Raw genomic sequence first — 23,176 nt, 5'->3', positions numbered from 1 at the left:
TCCCTGAAGGAGGCGCAAGCGATGAACACCGACTGGCTCGGCCTAGCCGATAAGATCGCCGTCGTCACCGGCGCCGCGGGCGGCATGGGCCGCGCCATCGCCGCCGCCTTCGTCGAGGCCGGCGCCGCCGTCGCCCTGCTCGACCGCGAAAAGGACGGGCTGCTGGCGCTCGAGGGCCAGCTCACCGCCGCCGGCGGCCGCGTCGCCGCCATCCGCTGCGACACCGGCTCCGAGGCCAGCATCGCGGACGCGGCCCGCGCCTCGGCCGACAAGCTCGGCCCGGCCGATATCCTCGTCAACAATGCCGGCATACTCCGCGCCGGCCCGCTCGCCACCCTCCCGCTGGAGGAGTGGAACACGCTGCTCGCGGTGAACCTCACCGGCTACCTGCTCTGCGCCCAGGCCTTCCGCCCGCAGATGCTGGGCCGCGGCGGGTCACTGGTCCACATCGCCTCCATCGCCGCTAGCAATCCCCAACCCCGCAGCGGCGGCTACAGCCCGAGCAAGGCGGCGGTCGCCATGCTCTCTCGTCAACTGGCGCTAGAATGGGGCCCGGACGGCATCCGCAGCAATGTCGTCAGCCCAGGCCTGATCCGCACGCCGATGTCGGAGAGCTTCTATCAGGCCCCAGGCGTCAAGGAACGGCGCGAGGCGATCCTTCCGCTCCGCCGCATCGGCACGCCGCAGGACATCGCGGATGCGGTGATCTACCTCGCCAGCGCGCGTGCCTCCTACGTGACCGGCGGGGAGATTCTAGTCGATGGCGGCCTCGACCAGGCCATAATGGAACTCACCCCCCGCCCCGGATACTGACGCCCTCGAAGAAGCCAACCATCGCCCGGACGCTCAGGCTCTCGCCCGCCCGGTCATAGAAACCGCAATGCCCGCCGCCTGCGACCTGCAGCGGCAGCACCGCCGGGCAGGCCGCCCAGTCGATCTCCTCCATCACCGTGACCAGCACCAGCGGGTCATCCTCCGCCATCACCAGCAAGGTCGGCACGCGTATCCGTGGCAGGGCGGCGGCCGGCCGGTTCACCTCGCAGAAGACACCAAAGGACGGGTAGCCGAAGCGCGGCGCCGTCACCTCCGCCTCGAATTCCATGAGCGACCCGGCCCGCCGCGCCGCCTGCCGCAGCGGCTCGATAAGGTCGTTGGCCGGCACCGCCAGCACCTCCCGCCGGTAGAGCGCCAGCAGGGCACGGCCGAGCACCGGGTTGGCATCGATGGTGGCGAAGGCCGCCGCCGGGTCGAGCGGCGCCCCGATCGCGGCGGCGCCAAGGATGACGGGCAGCCCCTCCCCGCCACGCCCCAGAAGGTTCAGCACCAGCGCCCCGCCGAGCGACCAGCCGGCCAGCACTACCCCATCCGCCGTCAGCGCCTCCGGTAGCACGGCAAGCGCCTCGGCCAGATCCTCGCTGCGACCGAGATGATAGTGGCTGGTGCTGCGCGCCAGGCTCCGCGCGCTGCCGCGCAGGTTGAGCCGCACCACTGGAAAGCCCCGCCGCAGCAGCCCGGCTGCGGCCTCGCGTAGATAGGGGTCGTCCTCCGTCCCGGTCAGCCCATGCACCAGCACGGCAAGCGGCCGCCCCGGGCCGCGCTCCGGCAGATGCAGCATGGCCGCCAGCGCATCGCCATCCGCCATCGGCAGCCAGAGCCGATGCCCCGGCGTCAGCCGCGCCGGCCAGGGCCAGCGCAGCGCGCGCAAGGTCTGCAAGGTGCCGCCCAGCCAGGGCGAACGCGGGCGGAAGGGCACGGGCGATGGCGTCATGCCACCGCCAACGCGCTGCCGCCGCGACGGTTACAGGACGCCCTTGTCCCGCAGCGCCGCGATCTCCGCCGCCGTCATCCCGAGCACCCCGCCCAGCACCTCCTCCGTATGCTGTCCGAGCACCGGCGGCGGGCTGCGATAGCTGGGCGGCGTCGCCGAGAGCTTCACCGGGTTGGCGATCACCTTCACCGTCTCGCCCGAGGCGTGCGGCAGCTCCAGCACCATGTCGCGCGCCTGCACATGCGGATCGGCGAAGACCTGCTCCAGCGTGTTGATCGGCCCACAGCCGATCTTCAGCGCCTCCAGCGCCTCGATCCACTCCGCCGTCGTCTTCGACTTCATCACCGGCGTCAGCGTGTCAGTCACCAGCTGGCGGTTCTGCACCCGCTTCGGGTTGGTGGCGAAGCGCTCGTCGCTCAGCAGGTGCTCCAGCCCGTTCGCCTTGCAGAAGCGCTCGAAGGTCGGGTCGTTGCCGACGGCCAGGATGATGTAGCCATCCTTGGTCGGGTATTCCTGGTAAGGCGCGATGTTCGGGTGCTGGTTGCCGAGCCGCGGCGGATTCTCGCCGGTCGCCAGGTAGTTCATCCCTTGGTTCGCCAGCCAGGCGACATGGGTATCGAGCATGCCGATGTCGATCTGCTGCCCCTCCCCGGTCGCGTTGCGGTGGTTCACCGCGGCCAGGATGCCGATGCAGCCATAGAGCCCGGCGAAGAGATCCGCCACCGGCACGCCCACCTTCTGCGGCGTCCCCTCCGGCTCGCCGGTGAGGGACATGACGCCGCCCATCGCCTGGATCAGCGCGTCATAGCCCGGCCGCGGCGCATAAGGGCCGGTCTGGCCGAAGCCGGTAATCGAGCAGTAGATCAGCCGCGGATACTTCGCCTTCAGCTGCTCCCAGCCCAGCCCGTACTTCGCCAGCGCGCCGACCTTGAAATTCTCGACTAGGATGTCGCAATGCTCGAGCAGCCGGTGGATCACCGCCTGGCCCTCGGGCTTGGCGATGTCGAGGGTGACAGACTTCTTGTTACGGTTCACCCCGACGAAATAGGCGCTCTCCCGCGTATTGGGCACGAAGGGCGGGGCGAAGCCACGGGTATCGTCACCGGCCTCGGGCCGCTCGATCTTGAACACCTCGGCACCGAGGTCGCCCAGCATCTGCGTGCAGGTCGGTCCCGCCAGCACCCGCGTCAGGTCGAGCACCCGGAGCCCCTTCAGCGGCCCGCCATCCCGTCCGTCCTGCATTACCCTCTCCCTTGTGTCAGCGGCATGAACCTGCCCGTTGATGCACCAGCCGCGGCGCTACATCCAGCCCGGCAGGATGAAGACCAGCCAGGCGAGCAGCGGCCCGGCGACCACGACGAGGATGCTGTAGACCAGGAAACGCCGGTACACCCCCTCGCGCTCCTCCGGCCGCGCATTCGCCACCACCAGCGCACCATTGGTCGAGAAGGGCGAGACATCGACGATGGTCGACGAGATGGCCAGCGAGGCGATCATCCCCCCGACGCCAATCTGCCCCTGCTGCAGGAAGGGCACAGCCAGCGGAATGATGGCGCCCAGCACCCCCACCGAGGAGGCGAAGGCCGAGACCACGCCGCCGATATAGCAGAGCAGCAGCGCCGCCAGCAGCGGCGCGCCGAGGCTGGAGACGCCCTGCCCCACGCTGTCGATCGCCCCCGACTTCTGCAGCACGCCGACATAGGTGACGACGCCGCCGACCAGCAGGATGGTGGACCAGCCGATCTTGTCGACCGCGCCCTTCTGCTCCTCCGGGTCGAGCAGCGCGAGCGCGACGGCCACCGTCACCGCCAGCAGCCCGATATTGATGTTGAAGGCGAGTCCGCCGATGGCGAGCACCGCCAGCCCCAGCAGCGTCACGGCCTGGTGCAGGTTCAGCCCGCCCTGCTGCGGATGCGCGGGCGGCGTCAGGCTGGCATCGGCACTCGTGCCATGTCCCGCGATCGGCAGGCCGGTGACCGCCGCCCCCGCCCCATCCGTCACCGCCGCCGCCGCCCGCCGCCCGAGCAGCGCCCGACCCCCGAAGGCAAGGAACACGCCGACCGAGACGACCAGGTTGAAGCCGAGGCTCGCCAGGAACAGCATGGTCTCATGCCCCGGCAGGCCGGAGCGGGCCACGATCTGGTTGGTGATGCCGCCATAGATGCTGATCGGCGAGAAGCCGCCACCCTGCGCCCCATGGATCACCAGCAGCCCCATCATCAGCGGGCTGATCGCGTATTGCCGGGCGAATTGCAGCGCGACCGGGGCGAGGATGGCGCAGGCCGCCGGGCTCACCGCCCCCACCGCCGTCAGCGCCGCCGCCACGCCGAACATGATCCATGGGATGGCCGCGATCCGCCCGCCGACGGCGATCACCGCCCGATGGATCAGCCAATCGGCCGTCCCGTTCTTCTGGGCGATGGCGAAGAGATAGGTGATGCCCACCAGCGTGACGAAGAGATCGCCCGGAAAGCCGGCGATGATCTGCGCCGAGGTCATCCCGACCGAGAGCGTCCCGATCAGGAAGGCCATGGCGAGGCCCAGCGCCCCCATGTTGAGCGGCAGGGCGGTCGCGACGACGAACATCACGACCAGCCCCAGGATGGTGACGGTCTGCGGCGACATGGACAATGTCTCTCCCTCCGGGCCGGTCACCACCGGCCCGCCTCATCCCCTCGTTCAGCCCGGCTTGCCGCCGGCCTTCTCCTCGCCGCCCAGCAGCCGCGCGAGCGCCGAGCGCGAGGGCGCCGCGGCCGCCGCCTTCGGCGTCTGCAGCAGCGCCTCCACCGCAGCGGAGCGCGCCACATGGCCCGAATGCACGAAGCGCTCGTGGTTCGCCTCGATCTGCTCGCGGTCGTAGAGGTAGTTGACCATCACCCCGAAGCTCTCGCGCATGCCGCGGGCGGAGGTATTGCCGAGCCAGTTCACCCGCTCCAGCCGCGCGCCATTGCCGAGATGGAAGCGCGCCACCGGGTCGATGCCCGGCTTCCCCGCCGCCGGCCGGGTCAGATAGGCGGCGGCCAGGCGCAGCAGCGGGCCGCGCAACGCCTCCCGCTTAGCCTCCTCCTCCCACCACGCACCCTCCGCCAGCGTCCGGATGGCCGCCGCCGCATCCTCGGTGCCGGCCGTCGCGGTCAGCAGCGCCGCCTCCTCCGGGCGGAACAGCCCCTCCTCCGGCGGCGAGGCCATCTCCCGCTCCAGCCAGCGGCGGAAGCCGGGCACGGGCGAAAGGGTGGCGAAGGTCGCAAGCTGCGGCAGCTCCGCCTTCAGCTCCTCTACAACCTGCTTGATGAGGAAATTGCCAAAGGAGATGCCGCGCAGCCCCTCCTGGCAGTTCGAGATGGAGTAGAAGATCGCCGTATCCGCCCCCGCCGGATCGGCCGGAGGCGCATCCCGCGCCAGCAGCGGCTGCACCGCCGTTGCCAGCCCCTGCACCAGCGCCACCTCGACGAAAATCAACGGCTCGCCCGGCAGAGCGGGGTGGAAGAAGGCGAAGCACCGCCGGTCCGCATCGAGCCGGCGCCGGAGATCCTCCCAGCCCTGGATCTCATGCACCGCCTCGTAGCGGATCAGCTTCTCCAGCACCGCCGCCGGGGTCTGCCAGTCGATCCGCCGCAACTCGAGGAAACCGCGGTTGAACCAGGAGGCGAAGAGGTGCCGCAGATCGGCGTCCAGCACCCCGAGCGCCGGCTCGCCGCGGGTCAGCCCGGTCAGGTCCTCGCGCATCCGGACCAGGGCAGCGGTGCCGCCCGGCGCCATGTTCATCCGCCGCAGCAGCTCCTGTCGCGGCGGCTCGGCGGCCTCGGCCAGCCGTGCGGCGGCCTCGGGCGAGGGCTCCGCCATCCATTCCTCCGCCGCCCGGCGCAGCCGCTCCGGGTCGGGGCCGAAGCCATCGGCCAGGAAGCGGAGGAAGGCGATGCGATCCTCCCCGGCCAGCTGGACGAGGCTTTCATGCAGCTCCCGCGCCACCGCCGCCCCCGAGGCCTCGCCACGCTCCGACAGCAGGGACTCCGCCAGGCGCCGCGCCCGGTCCAGCGGCGGCAGCCCGGTCGAGGGCACATCGGCATAGTCCCGGCCGCGATCGGCGATGCCGGACCACACCCGCTCCAGCCAGGCGCGGCTGTCGGACAGGCTCAGGGCTACGGACGGCATGGAATCCCTCCTCTGGCAGGCGCTGCCTTACGCCGTATGTCCCGGCCAAGAAAGCCGGGCAAGGAGCGCCATGCCACCGCATCGAACCACCCTGGAAGCCCGCTGGCTGGCGCTGACTCGGGAAGTCCTGCCCGGCATGGCCGCCGCCGAGGGTTGGCCCATCCGCCTCGACCACTGCTTCATGCGCGTCTGCCTCGACGCCGCCATCGGCCGCCCCTGGCACGAGGCGGTGCGCCGCCCCGCCATCCGGCACCTCACCGAGCCGCAGCTCGCCGCCGCCGTGGCCATTGCGGAGCGCATCCGGGCCGAGCCCGCACTGCTGCCGGCGCTCAACCGGCAATCCCTCCGCTGGCGAGGCAAGCTCCGCTGACGCGGTGCCTTGCGGAAGCCCGACCCCGGCGCCATGGTCCCGCCACAGACCCGGAGGAACCCATGCTCGACCGGCCCATGCCGACCCCCGCCGCTCCCAGCCTCGACCCCTTCGCGCTGGCCAGGGCGCTGTCCGGCCATCACTTCATCGGCGGCGGCTACGTCCCCGGCCGCAACGGCAAGACCTTCGCCGTCGTCAACCCAGCGACCGGCGAGGAGGTGGCCCGCGCCGCCGAGGGTGACTCCGCCGATGTCGACGCCGCCGTCCAGAACGCCGCCAAGGCCCAGAAGGAATGGGCGAAGATGCCGGCCCGCAAGCGCGGCGCCCTCGTCCACCAATGCGCCGCGCTCATCAAGGAGCACCAGGAGGAGCTGGCCCGCCTCATCGCCCTCGAGACGGGCAAGGCGCTCCGCACCGAGAGCCGCGTCGAGGCCGGCGTCGTCGCCGACATCTTCGAGTTCTTCGGCGGCCTCGGCAGCGAGCTGAAGGGCGAGAGCGTCCCCTTCGCCCCGAACGTGCTGAGCGTCACCGTGCGCGAGCCGCTCGGCGTCGTCGGCGCCATTATCCCCTGGAACGTGCCGATGCTGCTGATGGCGCTGAAGGTGGCGCCCGCCCTCGTCGCCGGCAACAGCGTCGTGGTGAAGAGCGCCGAGGAGGCGCCGCTGGCCGTGCTGCGCATCTGCGAGCTGATGAACCGCGTCCTCCCCGCCGGCGTCTTCAACATGCTCTCCGGCTTCGGCCCGGACTGCGGCGCGCCGCTGGTCGAGCACCCGCTGGTCCGCAAGCTCACCTTCACCGGCAGCGTCGAGACCGGCAAGATCGTCGCCCGGGCTGCGGCCGAGAAGCTGATCCCCGTCACGCTCGAGCTCGGCGGCAAGTCGCCGATGATCGTCTTCGCCGATTGCGACTTCGACAAGACGGTCAGCGGCGCGCTCACCTCCATGCGCTTCACCCGCCAGGGCCAGAGCTGCACGGCCGCCAGCCGCATCTATGTCGAGCGCCCGATCTTCGACCGCTTCGTCCAGGCGATGAAGGATGCGGTGAACCGGATGGTCATGGGCGACCCGCTCGACGAGAAGACCGATATCGGCACCATCGTGAGCGAAGGCCAGCTCGAGAAGGTCCGTGGCTTCATCGAGGAAGGCAAGGCGACGCCCGGCGCCACCGCCCATGTCTGCTCCGCCATGCCGCAGGACCAGGCGCTGAAGAAGGGCCTCTTCATCCAGCCCGTCATCTTCACCGGCCTGACCAAGGACAGCCGCCTGGTGCGCGAGGAGATCTTCGGCCCGGTCACCGTCATCGCCCCCTTCGACGATGCAGAGTCGGTGCTGGCCGAGGCGAATGACAGCGAGTTCGGCCTCGCCGCCTCTCTCTGGACCAACAACCTGAAGGTCGGGCTCGACCTGGCGCACCGGCTGGAGGCCGGCCTCGTCCAGATCAACCAGAACCTCGTGGTCCAGGCCAACCTCTCCTATGGCGGCGTGAAGAGCAGCGGCCTCGGCAAGGAGGCCTCGCTCGAGGCGATGCTCGAGCACTTCACCCACAAGAAGACCATCATGGTGAACATGGGCTGATATCTCCCCGCGACGCCGCTGCGCGTCGCCGCGGGGGCCCTGGAGGTTCGCTCTATTCCCGCGAACCTCGCACCGCCTTCCGCGGCTTCACCGCCGCGGAAGGCGACCACGCTCGTCAGACGAACCACTGCCCCGTCGCGGCGAAGTTCGCCGTGACCTGCGCGGCGACCGCGTTCCAGTCCGTCACCTCGTCACGGTCCGGGTCACCGAAGCCGATGCCCGAGACGTACCAGTTGCCGGTGCGCTCGAAATTCCGCGTGGCCTCGGCGGCGATGGCATCCCAGTCGGCGCCCTCCCAGCCCCGCGCCTCGAATTCCTGGTTCACCGCCCCGCGGCCGAGATCGGGGTTGTCGGTGAAGATGCCATCAACGCCGATCTCGATCAGCGCCCGCGCCTCCTCGGTCATCGTCTCGACCTCACCCTGCGGCGTGAGGGAAAGGAAGCTCTCCTCCGCCCGCAGCGTGTAGGGCACCACCTCCAGCCCCGCCGCATGCGCATCCTCGACCAGCGAGGTGGTCTCGCCGGTGAGCTGCCGGGCGATCTCGGCGCGGCCGTCGCCATCGCCGTCCACCGGCGTCTCCAACTCGGTGACCGGGCGGATGTAGTCCTTGTACGGCCCGATCGCCTCGGCATAGACGCGCGCCATGGCCTGCAGCGCCTCGGCGCTCAGCAGATCCTCGTTGATCGCGCTCTCCACCGAGAGGTCGAGCCCGAGCTCGTCATAGATCGACGGGTCGGCGCCGAGCGCCGCCTTGGACGGATCGAAGTTGAAGGCAAGGTCGTATGAGCCGCCGAGCAGCTGCACCAGCGGCAGGTCGATGCCCGCCTCCGGCATGATTTCCTTCTGCAGCTCGATCAGGTTGCCGAGCTCGAAGGACTGGATGGTGACGCGCCCTGGGTCGGTGAAGCCGGCCTTCACCAGCGCCTCGACCAGGAGCTGGCTGGTGTCCTGCCGGATGAGCGTGCCGTCGAGATAGGTGCCTTCCTGGGCGAAGAAGGTCGGGTGCTTCGTCTCCGGAATTATGCCGATCTCGCGCCCCGTCCGCGCCTCCTCCTGCCGCACCAGCTCGATCACCTCGTCGAGGGTCGGGATGCGGTAGAGGTCGTCATACTCGGTGTTGTCCGGCCGCACCTCGGGGATGCGCTCGCGGGCATAGAGCGTCTTGATCTCGGCGAGGGTGAAGTCCTCGGCGAACCAGCCGGTGATCTCCTGCCCGTCGATCGTCTTGGTCGTCTCCCGGTCGGTGAATTCTGAGCGGTCGGCGACATCGGTGGTTCCGCCGAGCTCGTTCTCGTGCCGAGCGATCAGCACACCGTCCTTGGTCACGACGACGTCCGGCTCGATCACATCGGCGCCCAGCTCGATGGCCAGCCTGTAGGCTTCGAGCGTGTGCTCCGGCCGGTAGCCGCTCGCCCCGCGATGCCCGACGACCTCCGGGGCCTCGCCGTCCAGCGTGTTGAATTCGCTCATCGATATCCCTTCCCTGGTCCGCCTGGCTGCAGCCTTGGCGGCGGAGGCTAGGGGTGGGGGACAACAGCCGGATGACGCCCGGATGACAGCAAGATTATAATGTATTCAAGCCATATCGTATTGTCCCGAACCCGGCCCCGGGCGCCACGTTGCCACCGGCACCTCCCCTACCGGCAAGGCGCACCCCCGCATGACCACCCTGGGCTACAAGCTGATGGCCGAGGAGCACGCCCCGCGCGCCCTCGTCCGCAACCTCGTCGCGGCCGAGCAGGCCGGCTTCGAATTCTCCGCCATCTCCGACCACTTCTCCCCCTGGGTCGAGGAGCAGGGCCACGCCTCCTTCGCCTGGTCGGTGCTGGGTGCCATGGCCCAGGCGACCAGCCGCATCGGGCTGATGACCGCCGTCACCTGCCCGATCATGCGCTACCACCCGGCGATCATCGCCCAGGCCGCCGCCACCCTCGCCATCCTCAGCGAGGACCGCTTCGTGCTCGGCCTCGGCGCCGGCGAACGGCTGAACGAGCATGTCGTCGGCGAGGGTTGGCCCGGCGTCGGCGAGCGCCATGCCCGCATGGGCGAGGCGCTCGAGATCATCAGCGGCCTCCTCACCGGCGAACTGAGCAACTACCGCGGCCGCTACCTCCAGCTCGACCACGCCCGACTGTTCGACCGGCCGGAGCGCAAGCCGCCGGTGATCTTCGCCGTCGGTGGCCCCGAGGCCGCCCGCCTTGCCGCCCGCAAGGCGGACGGCATGATTGCCACCGAGCCGAAGCCCGAGCTGGTCGAGGCCTACCGCGAGGCGGGCGGCAACGGCCCCTGCTATGCCGAAGTCTCGCTCTGCTTCGCCGCCAGTGAGAAGGAGGGGATGGAGACCGCACACCGCTATTCCCGCTGGGCGCTGACCGGCTGGGCGGTGATGGCCGAGCTGCCGAGCGTCGAGGCCTTCGGCGCCGCCACCACGCATGTCCAGCCGGAGATGATGGCGGCCCAGGTCCCTTGCGGCCCCGACCCCTCGCGCCACCTCGAGCGGCTGGAAACCTTCCGCAAGGCCGGCTTCGACCACCTGATTCTCAGCCAGATCGGCCCGAACCAGGAGGGCTTCCTCGACTTCTTCCGCAGCGCCCTGGCGCCGGCTCTGCGCTAGACCGGTGTTGTGCCCGGGCCTGGCCCGGGCACCTCGCTACCCCAGTAAAGCCTGGGCGCAGGCGTCGAGGATGCTGTCCGTGTCCAGCCCGTATTCCCGGTAGAGATCGGGGATGTCGCCCGCCTGCCCGAAATGGTCGACGCCGAGCGGCACCACCCGCTGCCCGCGCACCGCGCCCAGCCAGGCATGCGCTGCCGGGTGGCCGTCCAGCACCGTCACCAGCGCCGCATCCGGCGCGAGCGGCGCCAGCAGCTGCTCCACCCAGCTCGGCGCCCCGAACCCGCCGCGAGCCTTCCGCCGCGCCGTCAGCCACTCCGCATGCAAGCGGTCTGGGCTGGTGATGGCGAGCAGCCCCGCCCCCGGCTCCTCCGTCCGTAACTCCTCGAAGGCCGCGACCGCCTCCGGCGCCACCGGCCCCTGATAAGCGATGGCGATGCGCGTCCCCGGCGCTGGCGGCACCACCCAATGCCCGCCGGCGACCACCGCAGCCGGGTCGAGCTTCCGCGCCGGCTGCTCCAGCCCCCGCGTCGAGAGCCGCAGCCACACCGCGCTCCCATCCGGCTTCTGCATGTGCTCGAAGCCCCAGCGCATCAGGATGCTCAGCTCATCCGCATGGGTCGGCTCGTAGCTGGCGAGCCGGTCCTGGGCAATTCCGATCAGCGGCGTGTTGATCGACTGATGCTGCCCGCCCTCCGGCGCCAGCGTCAGGCCAGATGGCGTGCTCACCAGCATGAACCGCGCATCCTGGTAGCAGGCATAGATCAGCGCATCGAGGCCGCGGTTGACGAAGGGATCGTAGACCGTCCCCACCGGCAGCAGCCGCGCCCCATAGAGCGAATGCGATAGCCCGAGCGCCCCCAGCAGCAGGAACAAGTTCTGCTCCGCGATGCCGAGCTCGATATGCTGCCCCTCCGGCGACATCCCCCAGCGCTGCGCCGAGGCGAGCTTCGCATCCCGGAACACGTCGTTCTTCAGGTGCCGGTCGAACACGCCGCGCCGGTTCACCCAGGCCCCGAGATTGGTCGAGACGGTGACATCCGGGCTGGTGGTGACGATCCGGCTGGCGATCGGCGCCGCCGCCCCCTGCCCGCGCCCCAGCTCCGCCAGTACCTCGCCGAAGGCCGCCTGGGTCGAGAGCTTCCGCCCCGCCGGAACCCGCGGCAGCGGGAATGCCTCCGGCACCGGCACCGCGGGCGAGGCCAGCCGCCGCCCTTCCTCCGCGAGCCGCTTCGCAAAGGGCACGCCCTCGATGAAGGCGCGCAGCTCCGCCTCAGGCACCTCGAGCCCGACGAAGGGCTCCCATTCCTGCCCGTCCGCGATCCCCATCTCGCGCTTGAAGCCGGCCATCTGCTCCTTGGTCATCAGCCCGGCGTGGTTGTCCTTGTGCCCGGCGAAGGGCAGGCCCATGCCCTTGATCGTGTAGGCGATGAAGCAGGTCGGCTGGTCGCCCGCCGCATCCTGCGCCCGGAAGGCCTCCAGCAGCGCCGCCACGTCATGCCCGCCGAGATTGGTCATCAGCGCGCCCAGCTCCTCGTCCGAGAGCGGGTCGATGATGGCGCGGATGCCCTCCTCGCGGCCAAGGTCGGTCAGCAGCGCCGCCCGCCAAGCGGCACCGCCCTGGAAGGTCAGCGCCGAGTAGAGGCTGTTCGGGCAATCGTCGATCCAGCGCCGGAGCGACTCGCCGCCCTCGCGGGCGAAGGCCGCCTCCAGCTTCCTGCCATATTTCAGGGTGACGACATTCCACCCCATGTCGCGGAACAGGCCCTCGATCCGCCCGAACAGCCGGTCCTGCACCACGGAATCGAGACTCTGGCGGTTGTAGTCGATGATCCACCAGACATTGCGGACATCGTGCTTCCAGCCCTCCAGCAGGGCCTCGTAGATATTGCCCTCGTCCAGCTCGGCATCGCCGACGATGGCGATGTGCCGCCCCGCCGGCACGCCCGGCCGCCCGAGCCCGTGCAGGTGAACATAGTCCTGTACCAGGCTGCCGAAGCTGGTCAGCGCCACGCCGAGCCCGACCGAGCCGGTCGAGAAATCCACCTCCGCCCCGTCCTTGACCCGCGACGGATAGGGCTGGATGCCGCCGAACTGCCGCAACGTCTCAAGCTTCGCCCGCTCCTGCCGCCCGAGCAGGTAGTTGACGGCATGGAAGACCGGCCCGGCATGCGGCTTCACCGCCAGCCGATCCTCGGGTTTCAGGATCTCGAAATAGAGCGCCGTCATGATCGAGATGACCGAAGCGCAGGAGGCCTGGTGCCCGCCTACCTTCAGCCCGTCCCGGTTCGGCCGGACATGGTTGGCATGGTGGATCATCCAGGCCGAGAGCCAGAGCAGCTTCCGCTCCATGGCATGCATCAGCCGCAGCCGCTCGCCCTCCGACTCGCGGTCGGCCCGCACCAGATTGGTGCCGTTCTCGGCCAGGATGTTCATCGGGGCCCTCCCGCAGTCTTGGACAAGCCGCATCTGGCCCTGCCTTCCCCGCCTCGGCAAGGGCGCAGGCGGTGCCAGGCTGGCGGCCAGGCGCTTGCGGTCCCGCCGGTAGCCCGGTAATCCCCTGGCCCAACCCGCGCGCGAAAGGCCTGGCGGCATCATGCGGATCACCCAGAGCCTGTTCGGCCGCAGCTCGCTGCTGCTGATGGCCCTCGGCTTCACCGCCCTGCTGGCTACCGGCGCCGGGATGGTCTGGCTGGTCGAGGCGACGCGCAGCTTCGCCGCCGGCGTCATCGCCACCCAGGATGTGCGGGTCACCGCGAGCCAGGTCTTCTCCCTGATTCAGGACGCCGAGACCGGCCAGCGCGGCTACCTGCTGACCGGCGAGGACCGCTACCTCGAACCTTACCGCCGTGCGATGGAGGCCCTGCCGCACGAGCTACCGGCGCTGGCCGCCCGCATCGCCGCGGATGGCGGAAACGTCGATGCGGTCCGGCAGCTGCAGGCGACCCTCGCCATGAAGCTAGACGAGCTCGACCGCACCATCAGCCTCGCCGCGGCGGGCGACCAGGCCGGCGCCCTCGCCCTGATGCGGACCGACCGGGGCGTGGCCGAGATGGACACCATCCGCAGCATCGTCAACGGCATCGAGACCCGCAGCATCGCTCGCGGCGAAAAGCGCAGCAAGGGCCTCGTCCGCACCGGCCGGCTGCTGCTGGCCGGCGCCGGCGCCGCCTTCCTGCTGATCCTTGGCGTCACCATCGGCGCCGTCCTGCATGCCCGCCGCTACGCCCGTGCGCTGGAAGCCGCCCAGGCCGAGGTCACCGCCGCCAATGCCTCGCTCGAAGCACGGGTCGCGGAGCGCACCGCCGCTCTCGCAGCCGCGAATGACGAGGTGCAACGTTTCGCCTATATCGTGTCGCATGACCTGCGCGCGCCCCTGGTGAACGTCATGGGCTTCACCACCGAACTCGAAGCCGCCGTCGCCCCCATCGGCGCGCTGCTCGCGGCCGCTGAACGGGAGGCGCCCGGCATCGTCACCTCCGACGCCCGCGCCGCGGTGCTCGAGGACATCCCCGAGGCCGTCGGCTTCATCCGCTCCTCCACCCAGCGCATGGACCGGCTGATCAACGCCATCCTGCGCCTCTCCCGCGAGGGCCGCCGGCTGCTGCACCCGGAGCGCGTCGACCTTCAGGCGCTGATCGCCGGGTTGGTGGCGACGCAGCAGCACCAGCTCGACGAGGCCGGCGTCAGCCTCACCCTCGCCCCCGGCCTGCCGTCGATCACCAGCGACCGCCTGGCGGTCGAGCAGATCTTCGGCAACCTGATCGACAATGCGGTGAAGTACCTCGATCCCGCCCGCCCCGGGCGCATCGTCATCCGCGGCCGCACCAGCCGGACCCATGTGGTGGTCGAGGTCGAGGATAACGGCCGGGGGATCGACCCGCGCGACCACGACCGCATCTTCGAGCTGTTCCGCCGCTCCGGCCGTCAGGACAAGCCGGGCGAAGGCATCGGCCTCGCCCATGTCCGGGCGCTCGCCCGCCGGCTCGGCGGCGATGTCGAATGCCGCTCGGCCCCCGGCCTCGGCTCCACCTTCCGCGTCACCCTGGCGCTCACTGCGCCCGCCAACACCCAGCCGCCCAGCAGCGCAGAGGACAGCCCCGCATGAACGCCGCCGCCCAGGCCGTCACCATCGTCATGGTCGAGGATGACGAAGGCCATGCCAGGCTCATCGAGAAGAACCTGAAGCGCGCCGGCGTCTTCAACGAGGTCCGCCACTTCCTCAACGGCACCGCGGCGCTCGACTTCCTGGTCGGCGACGGCCGGCCCGAGCATCGGCCGCTGCTGGTCCTGCTCGACCTCAACCTGCCGGACATGTCAGGCTTCGACATCCTGGCCAAGCTGAAGGCCGACCCGCAGCTCAAGCCCACCCCCGTCATCGTCCTCACCACGACGGATGACGAACGCGAGATCAGGCGCTGTTACGAATTGGGCTGCAGCGTCTATATTACGAAGCCCGTGAACTACGAGACCTTCGCCCAGGCTGTGCGCCAGCTCGGCCTGTTCCTCGCGGTGATCCAGGTGCCGCCCACCCCGTAATCCCCAATCCAGGGACGATGACTCCGCTGCCCCGCCGCATCCTCTACATCGACGACGAAGCCGGCCTCCGCCGCCTGGTCCAACGCGACCTGGAGCGGCACGGCTATGCCGTCGTCACCGCGGCCGACGGCCCGGCCGGGGTCGCGCTCGCGGCCGAAGGCGGGTTCGATGCCATCTGCCTCGACCACTACATGCCGGGGCAGGACGGGCTCGACACCCTCGTCGCGCTGCGCCAGCTCGCCGAGCGGCCGCCCATCATCTACGTCACCGGCTCCGACGAAGGCCGCATCGCCGTCGCCGCGCTGCGCGCCGGGGCGGCGGACTACGTCATCAAGGAGGCCGGCGGCGACTTCCTGCTGCTGCTCCGCTCGGCGATCGACAGCGCCATCGAGCGCGAGGCTTTGCGCCGCGCCCATGACGCCGCCGAGGCCGCGGTGCGCGAGGCCCGCGACCGCGCCGAGGAACTCGCCAACCAGCGCGCCATGCTGCTGCGCGAGGTGAACCACCGCGTCTCCAACAGCCTCCAGCTCATCGCCTCCCTCACCCGGCTGCAGGAAGGCGCGGTGCAGGACCCGGCCGCGCGCGACGCGCTCGCCGCCATGCGCAACCGCATCGCCGCGGTCGCCCAGGTGCATCGCCGCCTCTACACCTCGGACGATGTCCGCAGCGTCGCGCTGGACGACTATCTAGCGGGCCTGGTCGAGGAGATCGCGCGCTCGGTCGGCGGGCGCCCGATCGGCTTCGAGGCCGAGCCGATCGAGGTGCCGACCGACCGCGCCGTCTCGCTCGGTGTCATCCTCACCGAGCTCGTCACCAATGCGCTGAAATACGCCTATCCGGCGGGCGAGGAGGGCCCGATTACGGTGCGCCTGGAACGCCAGGACGACCACGGCCTGCTCGCCGTGCAGGACCGCGGCATCGGCGCCGGGGCCAAGCCCTCGGCCACCGGCACCGGCCTCGGCCGCCGCATCGTCGATAGCCTGGCGCAGAGCGTCGGCGGGATGGTGTCGCTGACCGCGGGGCCAGGCGGCACCGCGGTCTCCATCCGCTTCTCGCTGGCCTAGAAGGACACCGACAGCGACAGCGCGCCGAAGACGAATTCCTTCTTCTGCCCGACGAATTCCTTACTGCGGAAATTCTGCGTGTAGCTCAGCCGGACATTGTGCCAGAAGACCGCCCCGCCGAATTCGAGGTCGCCAACGAAGGGCCGATGATCAACCGAGCGGCTGTCCCGGTAGGTATTGCCGTCGAGGAAGATGTCCCGCGCCACCGCCCGCCCGCCGGCGCCGGCGAAGAGATACCAGCCGAAGCCTTCACCCACTGCCGCCGAGGTATCGGCGATGGTCGGGCGGATGCGCGGCGCGCCGAAGTCGCGGTCCAGCCCCTGGCCGATGCGGACGCGCCCACCGATGCCGGCATAGGTCTGCACCGTGCCTGCGGCGAGCGTCACACTCGGCAGCGTATCCACGCCGAGCCCGCCCGGCAGGGAGGCGACCGGGATGCGCCAGATGCGGTCGTAATTCAGGTTGAAGACCGGCTCGTCCCGCAGCTGGTAGCGCCAGCCGCGCGCCTCCCGGTCGCCGAGGACGGTATGCACCACGTCCTGGGTCTGCCGGGCGAGCGAACTCGGCCCCACCACGCCGACCTGCAGGCTGAAGCGGTCAAGCGTCGTCTGCGTCCGCCGGTCGAGCGAGATCTCGCCATAGAGGTAGCCCGCATAGGGCCGGTCGCGCGGATCGGGGTCGCGGCTGTGGGTATCGACCGGGGTGAACATGCTCTGGCCGAAGCCGAGGCCCCAGCGGCTGCGCGCGGGGCCGAAGAGCGTTCCCAGCGCCTCGTCCAGCGCCGCCATCGGCCCCGGCAGGTTGTCCTCGGCCGAGGCCCAGTTGAAGCGGAAGCCATTGGTGTACCAGCGGTCCGTGTTGCGGGCGTAGCTGTCGTTCTCGGAGACGATACTGACGGATCCGCGCCGGTCCGGCGCCGGAAGATCCTGTGCTGCGGCCGTGCCGGCGAGCAGGGTGAGGGCAGGCAGGGCTGCGGCAAGCGATCGCTTCATTTGTCCCATCCCAGGAGAGGCGCTAGATGTAGCCGCTCAGGCGCGGTCCGCATAGGATGGGTGGCCGAGTGGTCTATGGCAGCGGTCTTGAAAACCGCCGTGGGTTCACGCCCACCGTGGGTTCGAATCCCACCCCATCCGCCAAGCGCGCTCTATTGATCGGGCCCGAGCACGAAGCGCAGCCCCCGGTTCACCGCCACCGGAATCTCGGAGAAATGCGTCTCCCCGGAGATCTGCTCGAATCGCGCCGCGATGCCGAGGTCGCGCAGCCGGTCCGCCATCTCCCGCGCCCGCGCAGGGATGCGCAGCCTCCCGATGCTCTCCCGCCGCATCGCCGCATCCCCCGCCGCCGCCTGGAACGGCGCCAGGCGCTCCTCGAACTCCCCGGCGCCGAGCAGCGCCCGCGGCTGCCCCCGCTCCGCCGGCGGCAGCGCGGCGAATCGCTGCTGCGCCTGGCCGATCAGCTCCGCGTCGAATTGCAGCGAGGGACTGATCGCCACCCAATGGCTGAAGGCGCGCGGCCGCGTCAGCAGCGACCAGACCACGCAGAGCCCACCCAGCGAATGGCCGAACACCCCCTGCCGCGACGGGTCCAGCGGCACCCGCGCGGCGACGAAGGGCTGCAGTTCCTCCACGATGAAGCGGAGGAAGCCCTCGGCCCCGCCGGTGCGCCCCTTCTCCGGCGGCGGCGTCAGGTCGAAGGCGCGGCGCCGGTCGTCATAGGCCGCTTCGGTCGGGTAGCCGATGCCGACCAGCACCCCGTCGCGGATGCCGGTCTCGCCGGGGAAGGCCGCCTGCACCCGCAGAGCATCGCTGGCGATGCCCATCACCGCATTGGCATCGAGCAGATAGAGCGCCGGCCAGCCCCCCGCCGGCGCCGGCCCGTCCGGCTGGCGGATGAAGATGCGCCAGGGCGGCCGCCCGCCGGCCTTCGGCGCCAGGTCGAACTGCCGCACCCCCGGCATGGTCACCGGCGCCCCGTTCTGCGCCCCCGCCACCCGGCCGAACGCCGCCGCCCCGGCGAGGCCGAGCGCCGCCCGCCGCGACAGCGCCATCAGCCCTGCGCGCCCTTCGGCAACTCGCGCTCCACCAGCCGGGCCAGCAGCGCCGCCCCATAGGGGATGGCCGCGTCGTTGAAATTGTAGTGCTGATTGTGGACGGTCGCGCTGTCGCCATTGCCGACATGGAGATAGGCGCCCGGCACTCGCTCCATCATGAAGCTGAAATCTTCCGACCCCATCCCCGGCGGCTTGGTCCGGTCCACCTTCGCCTCGCCCACGATCTCGGCCGCGGCGGCGGCGAAGCGCTCGGTCTGCTCCGGCGCGTTGATGGTCGGCGCGAAGATCAGCCGGAAATCGACGCTCGCCGTCGCCCCAAGCCCCGCCGCGACGCCCTCCGCCACCCGCTTCATCCCCTCCTCGAGCAGCCCCCGCGCTCGCTCGCTGAAAAAGCGCGCCGTGCCCGAGAGCTTCGCCGTCTGCGGGATGACGTTGTAGGCATCGCCCCCGGTCACCTTGGTGATGCTCAGCACCGCCGTCTCCATCGGCGGCATGTTGCGCGCGACGATGGACTGCAGCGCCGTCGCAATATGGCAGGCGGCCAGCACCGGATCGACCCCTGCCTCCGGCCTTGCGCCATGCGAGCCCTTCCCCTCGACGGTGATATCGAAGAAGGCCCCGCCCGCCGCCGTCGGCCCGCTGCGGATGGCATATTCGCCGATCGGCAGCCCCGGCCGGTTGTGCATGGCAAAGACCTGATTGCAGGGGAAGCGCTCGAACAGCCCATCCTCCAGCATCGCCAGCGCTCCGCCGCATCCCTCCTCTCCCGGCTGGAAGATGAAGTTCACCGTTCCGTTGAAGGCCCGCGTCTCCGCCAGATACTGTGCGGCGCCGAGCAGCATGGTGGTGTGGCCGTCATGCCCGCAGGCATGCATCCGCCCTGGCGAGGTGCTGCGGTAGGGCAGGTCGTTCGCCTCCTCCATCGGCAGCGCATCCATGTCGGCGCGCAGCCCGATCGCCGCCTCGCCATTGCCCGAGCGCAGCACGCCGACCACGCCCGTGCCGCCGACGCCGCGATGCACCTCGATTCCCCATTCCTCCAGCTTGCGCGCCACCAGCTCCGCCGTGCGGCGCTCCTCCATCCCGAGCTCGGGATGGGCATGGATGTCCTGGCGGATGGCGGCGAGTTCGGCCTGGCGGCGGGCAATGGCGTCGAAGGCGGTCATGCAGGGATCCTCGCGGCTCGTTCCGTTCGAAAAGACCCCGCCACGCCGCCCCCCGCAAGGGTGCCGTGTCTGGTTTTGCTGCGGATTAATCAGGCGGCAACCGCATTGATCGACACCACGCTCTCAGACCAGCCCGACAGGACCCCGCACCTCCATGACCCCCGCTCCCTTGAGCGACGACCCGAATGGCCGCCACCGCGACCCGGTGACCGGCGCGGTCACCGAGGAGGCCCTGCTGCACTTCCTCGAGGCGGTGCTCGGCATGGCCGAGCCGGTCGGTCCGCAGATCGGCATGCTCTGCCTCGGCATCGACGGGCTGGACGCCATCACCGCCCGGCACGGCCTTGCGGTGCGCGACGCGGCGCTGCTCGGCGTCGCCGACCGGATGCATGAGCGCATCCGCGTGCAGGACCTGGTCGGGCGCGTCGATGGCGGCTTCGGCGTCTGCCTCGCCGACATCTTCCCCGCCCAGGCGGTGGCGGCCGCCGAGCGCCTGCTGCGCGCCGTCCGCGCCGCGCCGGTGCCGACGCCGATCGGCGCCCTGGCCCTCACCTGCAGCATCGGCCTGGTGCTGAGCCGCGGCGGCGAGGAGCAGGCCGCCCTCCTGATCGATCGGGCCCGCGATCTGCGCGACGCGGCCCGCCGTGCAGGCGGCGACAACCTCGTCACCTTCATCCAGGGCCGATCAGCTTAGCGGAACCAGGCCCCGCCCCGGATCACCGCCGCCAGAAATACCCCATAGACGAGGAGCCCCGCCGCCAGCGCCGCGAAGACCCAGGTGAGCGAGCCGGTAAGGTGTAACGCCACCCAGCCGCCCCCCACCGCGATCACCAGCCGGACCAGCCCCGCCAGCAGCGGCCAACCGAGCTTCCCCGCCCCCTGCGAGGCGAAGTAGAGCGACAGCCCCAGCCCGAAGAACCCATAGGCCGGCCCAACCACCCGCAGATAGGCCGCCCCCGTCTCCAGCATCCGCGGATCGTCGCCGAACAGCCCCAGCCAAGCCTCCGGCCAGGCCGCCGCCGCCAGCCCCACCGCCTCGGCGGCGATGAAGGCGAGCGCCCCGCCGGTCAGCGCGATGCGCAGCGCCCGCGCCCCCTGCCCGGCCCCGATATTCGTCCCAACCAGCGCCACCAGCGGCGCCCCGAGCCCGAAGACCAGCGGGATCAATAGGTATTCCAGCCGCGTCCCGGTCCCGTAGCCTGCCACCGCATCCGCTCCGCCGGCCCGCGCCACCACCGCCGTCGTCAGCGCGATGGTGAAGGTCGTCTGCAAGGTGCTCACCGAGGCGACGGCGCCGACGCCCAGGATGTCGCGGAACAGCAGCCAGCGCAGCCGCTCTCGGCGCAGCCTGGCGATGCTCCGCCCGGTCAGCACTGCCCAGCCGAGGATCGCGGTCGTGAGCCCCGTCCCGATCACCACCGCCCAGCCTCCGCCTGCGATGCCGAGGGCGGGGACCGGCCCATAGCCATGGATCAGCAGCGGCGAGAGCGGCACCAGCACCACGACGCCGATGACGATTGCGACCGAGGGCAGCAGCATCGCGCCGGTGCCGCGCAGCACGCTGGCGAAGGCATTGCTCAGCCAGACCAGCACCGCCCCGCCGAAGACCACGTCGGAATAGGCCAGCGCTGCCCGCAGCGACCCGCCCTCGCCACCGAGCGCGGCATAGAGCGCGGACCCGCCACCGATCAGCAGCGCCGTGAAGGCCAGGCCCAGCACCCCGTTGATGACCAGAGCATGAAGCACCAGCGCATCCGCATCCTCCCGCCGCCCGGCGCCGAGCGCCCGCGCCACGGCCGAGGCGATGCCGCCGCCCACCGCGCCGCCCGAGAGCATCTGCATCATCATGAAGCCGGGGAAGACCAGCGCCATGCCGGCCAGCGCCTCGGTGCCGAGATGGGAAACCCACCAGGTCTCGATCAGCCCGACCGAGGCCTGAGCCAGCATCACCAGCGTATTCGGCCAGACGAGGCGCAGCAGCGTCGGCACCACCCTTCCATGCAGCAGCATGCGGGTGCGCGGGCTCATCGCCGCCGCGCCGGGCGCGAGGGAGGTCGCGGCGCTCATCTCCGGTACCGCGCCGCGACCTGGCTGCGCGACAGGTTCGGCCCCATCGCCAGCCGCGCCGCGGTGAAGCGCTCCCACTCCGCCACATTCGGCAAGGGAGGGATGGTCACCGCCTCGTCCCGGTCGAGGCCGAGCAGCGCCGCATCCACCATCTCCTCGACCCCCATGACCATCTCGGCCGGGAACTGGTCGACATCGACCCCGGCGCGGCCCCAGATCTCGGTGCGCGTCGCCCCCGGCAGCACAGCCTGCACGCGGATGCCCTTGTCCCCCAGCTCCTGCCGCATCGACAGGCTGAGATTGAGCACGAAGCCCTTGGTGGCGCTGTAGACGCCGTTGAACCGCTCCGGCGCCAGGGCGAGCACCGAGGCGATGTTGACGACGGTGCCCCGGCCGCGCGCCAGGAAGCCCCGTGCCGCCGCCGCCGCGAGGCGCATCGGCGCGACGCTGTTCAGCATCACCATCCGCTCCAGCAGGTCGGGGTCGACCTCCGCCAGCGTACCCGAGGCGGCCATGCCGGCATTGTTGACCAGCATCCCGATCGCCGCATCGGCCTTCAGCCGCCCCTCCACCCGGCGCAGGCCGAGCGGGTCGGTGAGGTCGGCGACCATCACCTCCACCCGCCGCCCGGTCTCGTCGCCGAGCCGCCCGGCCAGCGCCTCGAGCCGGGCCCGGTCGCGGGCGACGAGGATCAGGTCATGCCCGCGCCGCGCCAGGCGGTCGGCATAGACGGCGCCGATGCCCGTGGAGGCACCGGTGATGAGGACGGTATCGGTGGTCATGGCGTGCTCCTGCCGCGGGCGGCGCCGCGGGCGTTGTAGACCTGGAGATGGGCGAAGGCGGCCGCGAGCAGCGGCGCGCCGAGCCCGCGCTCCCGCCCGCGGCGGATCAGGTCGCCGAGGATGTGCTCGGCCTCGACCCTCGGCGCGCCCTGCTCGATGTCGCGCATCATCGAGGCCGCCCAGCGCGATTGCGGGTCGGTCAGCGTGCGGTCGGCCTGGGCGATGGCGGGCGGGCGCGGGGCATGGCCAAGCGCGGCGGCGATGGCGCGCGCCTCGGCCAGCATCCCGCGGGCGACAGCCGGGCCATCCTCCGTCGCCATCGCCTCGCCCACCGTGCCGCGCATCAGGCAGGTGAGCGCGGCGCCCGGCGCCAGCATGCACCACTTCTCCCAGAGATCCTGGAGGATGCCCTCCGAAGCCCGCGCCGCGACCCCGCCCGCGGCGAAGGCCTCGGCCAGCCCCTGCACCTCCGGCGTGATCGCCCCGGAGCGGTCGCCGACCACCAGCGTATCTGTGGGGCTCGCATGGCGGATGGTGCCGTCCGGCTCCATCGTCGTGGCGATATAGGCGACGCCGCCCAGCACCCACGCCGCGCCGAACCGCGCATCCAGCGCATCGATATGCGCGATGCCGTTCAGCAGCGGCAGCACCAGGCTCCCCGGCCCCATCGCGGGCGCGATGGCCTCCATAGCCGGGCCGAGGTCATAGGCCTTGCAGGTCAGCAGCACGACATCGAAGGGCCCACCGATCTGCCCGGCCTGCACCACCGGCAGCCGGCGGCGTCCGACCTCGCCCCGGCTGGCGACCACCAGCCCGTCGCGCTCCAGCTGCGCCGCCCGCCCGGGGCGGACGAGAAGGCTGATATCCGCCCCCGCCTCCGCCAATCTCCACGCGTAATAGCCGCCGATGGCCCCGGCGCCGAGGGAGAGGATCCGCATCGTTGGCCCTTTTTAATGACGACCGCTATCTATCTGCCCATGATTGGCTCCGTCATCAAAACCTGTCAACCATCCGCTCCACGGAGGCTTCGCC

The 23,176-nt window shown here is 70.8% G+C and carries 20 protein-coding genes and 1 tRNA gene; 9 read left to right on the top strand and 12 right to left on the bottom strand.

Annotated features, from left to right (window positions below):
- Positions 1–21 precede the first annotated feature (21 nt).
- Entirely contained in the window at positions 22–813 is a 792-nt protein-coding gene (locus EP26_RS02390) for an SDR family NAD(P)-dependent oxidoreductase (protein WP_043335343.1), read from the top strand.
- On the opposite strand, the gene EP26_RS02385 is transcribed toward EP26_RS02390, so the two are convergent.
- The 4 genes from EP26_RS02385 to EP26_RS02370 are packed head-to-tail and all read right to left on the bottom strand — an operon-like array spanning position 791 to position 5,920.
- On the bottom strand, positions 791–1,768 hold the full coding sequence (locus EP26_RS02385) for a YheT family hydrolase (RefSeq protein WP_052388707.1): 978 nt from the start codon (positions 1,766–1,768) through the stop codon (positions 791–793). The two genes, EP26_RS02390 and EP26_RS02385, sit on opposite strands and share 23 nt — an antisense overlap.
- A 30-nt stretch (positions 1,769–1,798) precedes the next feature.
- Positions 1,799–3,010, bottom strand: coding sequence for a CaiB/BaiF CoA transferase family protein (locus EP26_RS02380; RefSeq protein ID WP_043335340.1), 1,212 nt, complete (start codon positions 3,008–3,010; stop codon positions 1,799–1,801).
- A 57-nt stretch (positions 3,011–3,067) separates the two neighbouring features.
- Positions 3,068–4,393 carry an SLC13 family permease gene (locus EP26_RS02375; protein WP_043335338.1) on the bottom strand — a complete coding sequence of 442 codons (1,326 nt, stop codon included), beginning with the start codon at positions 4,391–4,393 and terminating at the stop codon, positions 3,068–3,070.
- A gap of 54 nt (positions 4,394–4,447) precedes the next feature.
- Complete coding sequence (locus tag EP26_RS02370; RefSeq protein ID WP_052388706.1) at positions 4,448–5,920, bottom strand: malonyl-CoA decarboxylase; 1,473 nt, start codon at positions 5,918–5,920, stop codon at positions 4,448–4,450.
- A gap of 70 nt (positions 5,921–5,990) precedes the next feature.
- Between EP26_RS02370 and EP26_RS02365 the strand changes: the two genes are divergently transcribed.
- The gene (locus EP26_RS02365) at positions 5,991–6,290 is read left to right on the top strand and encodes a hypothetical protein (RefSeq protein ID WP_043335335.1); all 300 of its coding nucleotides are present in this window, start codon (positions 5,991–5,993) and stop codon (positions 6,288–6,290) included.
- 62 nt (positions 6,291–6,352) lie between these two features.
- Entirely contained in the window at positions 6,353–7,864 is a 1,512-nt protein-coding gene (locus tag EP26_RS02360; protein WP_084112273.1) for an aldehyde dehydrogenase family protein, read from the top strand.
- Positions 7,865–7,979: 115 nt separating this feature from the next.
- Here the strand turns inward: EP26_RS02360 and EP26_RS02355 are convergent, their stop codons facing one another.
- Positions 7,980–9,335 carry a glycerophosphodiester phosphodiesterase family protein gene (locus EP26_RS02355; protein ID WP_052388705.1) on the bottom strand — a complete coding sequence of 452 codons (1,356 nt, stop codon included), beginning with the start codon at positions 9,333–9,335 and terminating at the stop codon, positions 7,980–7,982.
- A gap of 190 nt (positions 9,336–9,525) precedes the next feature.
- Between EP26_RS02355 and EP26_RS02350 the strand changes: the two genes are divergently transcribed.
- Positions 9,526–10,479 carry a TIGR03557 family F420-dependent LLM class oxidoreductase gene (locus tag EP26_RS02350; RefSeq protein ID WP_043335333.1) on the top strand — a complete coding sequence of 318 codons (954 nt, stop codon included), beginning with the start codon at positions 9,526–9,528 and terminating at the stop codon, positions 10,477–10,479.
- A gap of 36 nt (positions 10,480–10,515) precedes the next feature.
- Here EP26_RS02350 and EP26_RS02345 read toward each other — a convergent pair whose 3' ends face one another.
- Positions 10,516–12,912, bottom strand: coding sequence for a 1-deoxy-D-xylulose-5-phosphate synthase N-terminal domain-containing protein (locus EP26_RS02345; protein WP_043335331.1), 2,397 nt, complete (start codon positions 12,910–12,912; stop codon positions 10,516–10,518).
- A 160-nt stretch (positions 12,913–13,072) separates the two neighbouring features.
- Between EP26_RS02345 and EP26_RS02340 the strand changes: the two genes are divergently transcribed.
- The 3 genes from EP26_RS02340 to EP26_RS02330 are packed head-to-tail and all read left to right on the top strand — an operon-like array spanning position 13,073 to position 16,079.
- The gene (locus EP26_RS02340; protein ID WP_043335329.1) at positions 13,073–14,584 is read left to right on the top strand and encodes a sensor histidine kinase; all 1,512 of its coding nucleotides are present in this window, start codon (positions 13,073–13,075) and stop codon (positions 14,582–14,584) included.
- Positions 14,581–15,015 carry a response regulator gene (locus EP26_RS02335; protein WP_043335327.1) on the top strand — a complete coding sequence of 145 codons (435 nt, stop codon included), beginning with the start codon at positions 14,581–14,583 and terminating at the stop codon, positions 15,013–15,015. Before EP26_RS02340 ends, EP26_RS02335 begins: the two co-directional genes overlap by 4 nt.
- Before the next feature lie 17 nt (positions 15,016–15,032).
- The gene (locus tag EP26_RS02330; RefSeq protein ID WP_043335325.1) at positions 15,033–16,079 is read left to right on the top strand and encodes a sensor histidine kinase; all 1,047 of its coding nucleotides are present in this window, start codon (positions 15,033–15,035) and stop codon (positions 16,077–16,079) included.
- Here EP26_RS02330 and EP26_RS02325 read toward each other — a convergent pair.
- Positions 16,076–17,071, bottom strand: a complete 996-nt coding sequence (locus EP26_RS02325; protein WP_052388704.1) for a lipid A deacylase LpxR family protein — start codon at positions 17,069–17,071, stop codon at positions 16,076–16,078. The genes EP26_RS02330 and EP26_RS02325 overlap by 4 nt on opposite strands.
- A 54-nt stretch (positions 17,072–17,125) precedes the next feature.
- Here EP26_RS02325 and EP26_RS02320 point away from each other — a divergent pair.
- Positions 17,126–17,215, top strand: a tRNA-Ser gene (locus tag EP26_RS02320).
- Between the two features lie 8 nt (positions 17,216–17,223).
- On the opposite strand, the gene EP26_RS02315 is transcribed toward EP26_RS02320, so the two are convergent.
- Both EP26_RS02315 and EP26_RS02310 read right to left on the bottom strand, forming a co-directional pair.
- Positions 17,224–18,126 (bottom strand): alpha/beta hydrolase, encoded by a 903-nt coding sequence (locus EP26_RS02315; RefSeq protein ID WP_211259356.1) that lies wholly within the window; start codon positions 18,124–18,126, stop codon positions 17,224–17,226.
- Positions 18,126–19,295 (bottom strand): M20 aminoacylase family protein, encoded by a 1,170-nt coding sequence (locus EP26_RS02310; RefSeq protein WP_043335321.1) that lies wholly within the window; start codon positions 19,293–19,295, stop codon positions 18,126–18,128. The genes EP26_RS02315 and EP26_RS02310 overlap by 1 nt, the downstream gene beginning before the upstream one ends.
- Positions 19,296–19,449: 154 nt before the next feature.
- Between EP26_RS02310 and EP26_RS31620 the strand changes: the two genes are divergently transcribed.
- Entirely contained in the window at positions 19,450–19,989 is a 540-nt protein-coding gene (locus EP26_RS31620; RefSeq protein WP_052388703.1) for a GGDEF domain-containing protein, read from the top strand.
- Here the strand turns inward: EP26_RS31620 and EP26_RS02300 are convergent.
- From EP26_RS02300 to EP26_RS02290, 3 genes are read right to left on the bottom strand one after another with little or no spacing between them, the layout of a single operon-like run.
- The gene (locus EP26_RS02300) at positions 19,986–21,362 is read right to left on the bottom strand and encodes an MATE family efflux transporter (protein WP_043335319.1); all 1,377 of its coding nucleotides are present in this window, start codon (positions 21,360–21,362) and stop codon (positions 19,986–19,988) included. The two genes, EP26_RS31620 and EP26_RS02300, sit on opposite strands and share 4 nt — an antisense overlap.
- Entirely contained in the window at positions 21,359–22,144 is a 786-nt protein-coding gene (locus EP26_RS02295) for an SDR family NAD(P)-dependent oxidoreductase (protein WP_043335316.1), read from the bottom strand. The genes EP26_RS02300 and EP26_RS02295 overlap by 4 nt, the downstream gene beginning before the upstream one ends.
- On the bottom strand, positions 22,141–23,082 hold the full coding sequence (locus EP26_RS02290) for a ketopantoate reductase family protein (protein WP_043335311.1): 942 nt from the start codon (positions 23,080–23,082) through the stop codon (positions 22,141–22,143). The genes EP26_RS02295 and EP26_RS02290 overlap by 4 nt, the downstream gene beginning before the upstream one ends.
- Between the last annotated feature and the right edge of the window lie 94 nt (positions 23,083–23,176).

It is taken from the genome of Belnapia moabensis DSM 16746 (assembly GCF_000745835.1).
In the GTDB taxonomy this organism is placed as follows: Bacteria; Pseudomonadota; Alphaproteobacteria; order Acetobacterales; family Acetobacteraceae; genus Belnapia; species Belnapia moabensis.
This window is presented reverse-complemented; position numbering and strand designations above follow the sequence as displayed.

What these genes read in the sequence shown, in the direction of transcription:
- EP26_RS02390 (WP_043335343.1), top strand. Translation starts at nt 22, where the DNA reads ATGAACACCGACTGGCTCGGCCTAGCCGATAAGATCGCCGTCGTCACC.
- EP26_RS02385 (WP_052388707.1), bottom strand. Translation starts at nt 1,768, where the DNA reads ATGACGCCATCGCCCGTGCCCTTCCGCCCGCGTTCGCCCTGGCTGGGC.
- EP26_RS02380 (WP_043335340.1), bottom strand. Translation starts at nt 3,010, where the DNA reads ATGCAGGACGGACGGGATGGCGGGCCGCTGAAGGGGCTCCGGGTGCTC.
- EP26_RS02375 (WP_043335338.1), bottom strand. Translation starts at nt 4,393, where the DNA reads ATGTCGCCGCAGACCGTCACCATCCTGGGGCTGGTCGTGATGTTCGTC.
- EP26_RS02370 (WP_052388706.1), bottom strand. Translation starts at nt 5,920, where the DNA reads ATGCCGTCCGTAGCCCTGAGCCTGTCCGACAGCCGCGCCTGGCTGGAG.
- EP26_RS02365 (WP_043335335.1), top strand. Translation starts at nt 5,991, where the DNA reads ATGCCACCGCATCGAACCACCCTGGAAGCCCGCTGGCTGGCGCTGACT.
- EP26_RS02360 (WP_084112273.1), top strand. Translation starts at nt 6,353, where the DNA reads ATGCTCGACCGGCCCATGCCGACCCCCGCCGCTCCCAGCCTCGACCCC.
- EP26_RS02355 (WP_052388705.1), bottom strand. Translation starts at nt 9,335, where the DNA reads ATGAGCGAATTCAACACGCTGGACGGCGAGGCCCCGGAGGTCGTCGGG.
- EP26_RS02350 (WP_043335333.1), top strand. Translation starts at nt 9,526, where the DNA reads ATGACCACCCTGGGCTACAAGCTGATGGCCGAGGAGCACGCCCCGCGC.
- EP26_RS02345 (WP_043335331.1), bottom strand. Translation starts at nt 12,912, where the DNA reads ATGAACATCCTGGCCGAGAACGGCACCAATCTGGTGCGGGCCGACCGC.
- EP26_RS02340 (WP_043335329.1), top strand. Translation starts at nt 13,073, where the DNA reads ATGCGGATCACCCAGAGCCTGTTCGGCCGCAGCTCGCTGCTGCTGATG.
- EP26_RS02335 (WP_043335327.1), top strand. Translation starts at nt 14,581, where the DNA reads ATGAACGCCGCCGCCCAGGCCGTCACCATCGTCATGGTCGAGGATGAC.
- EP26_RS02330 (WP_043335325.1), top strand. Translation starts at nt 15,033, where the DNA reads ATGACTCCGCTGCCCCGCCGCATCCTCTACATCGACGACGAAGCCGGC.
- EP26_RS02325 (WP_052388704.1), bottom strand. Translation starts at nt 17,071, where the DNA reads ATGAAGCGATCGCTTGCCGCAGCCCTGCCTGCCCTCACCCTGCTCGCC.
- EP26_RS02315 (WP_211259356.1), bottom strand. Translation starts at nt 18,126, where the DNA reads ATGGCGCTGTCGCGGCGGGCGGCGCTCGGCCTCGCCGGGGCGGCGGCG.
- EP26_RS02310 (WP_043335321.1), bottom strand. Translation starts at nt 19,295, where the DNA reads ATGACCGCCTTCGACGCCATTGCCCGCCGCCAGGCCGAACTCGCCGCC.
- EP26_RS31620 (WP_052388703.1), top strand. Translation starts at nt 19,450, where the DNA reads ATGACCCCCGCTCCCTTGAGCGACGACCCGAATGGCCGCCACCGCGAC.
- EP26_RS02300 (WP_043335319.1), bottom strand. Translation starts at nt 21,362, where the DNA reads ATGAGCGCCGCGACCTCCCTCGCGCCCGGCGCGGCGGCGATGAGCCCG.
- EP26_RS02295 (WP_043335316.1), bottom strand. Translation starts at nt 22,144, where the DNA reads ATGACCACCGATACCGTCCTCATCACCGGTGCCTCCACGGGCATCGGC.
- EP26_RS02290 (WP_043335311.1), bottom strand. Translation starts at nt 23,082, where the DNA reads ATGCGGATCCTCTCCCTCGGCGCCGGGGCCATCGGCGGCTATTACGCG.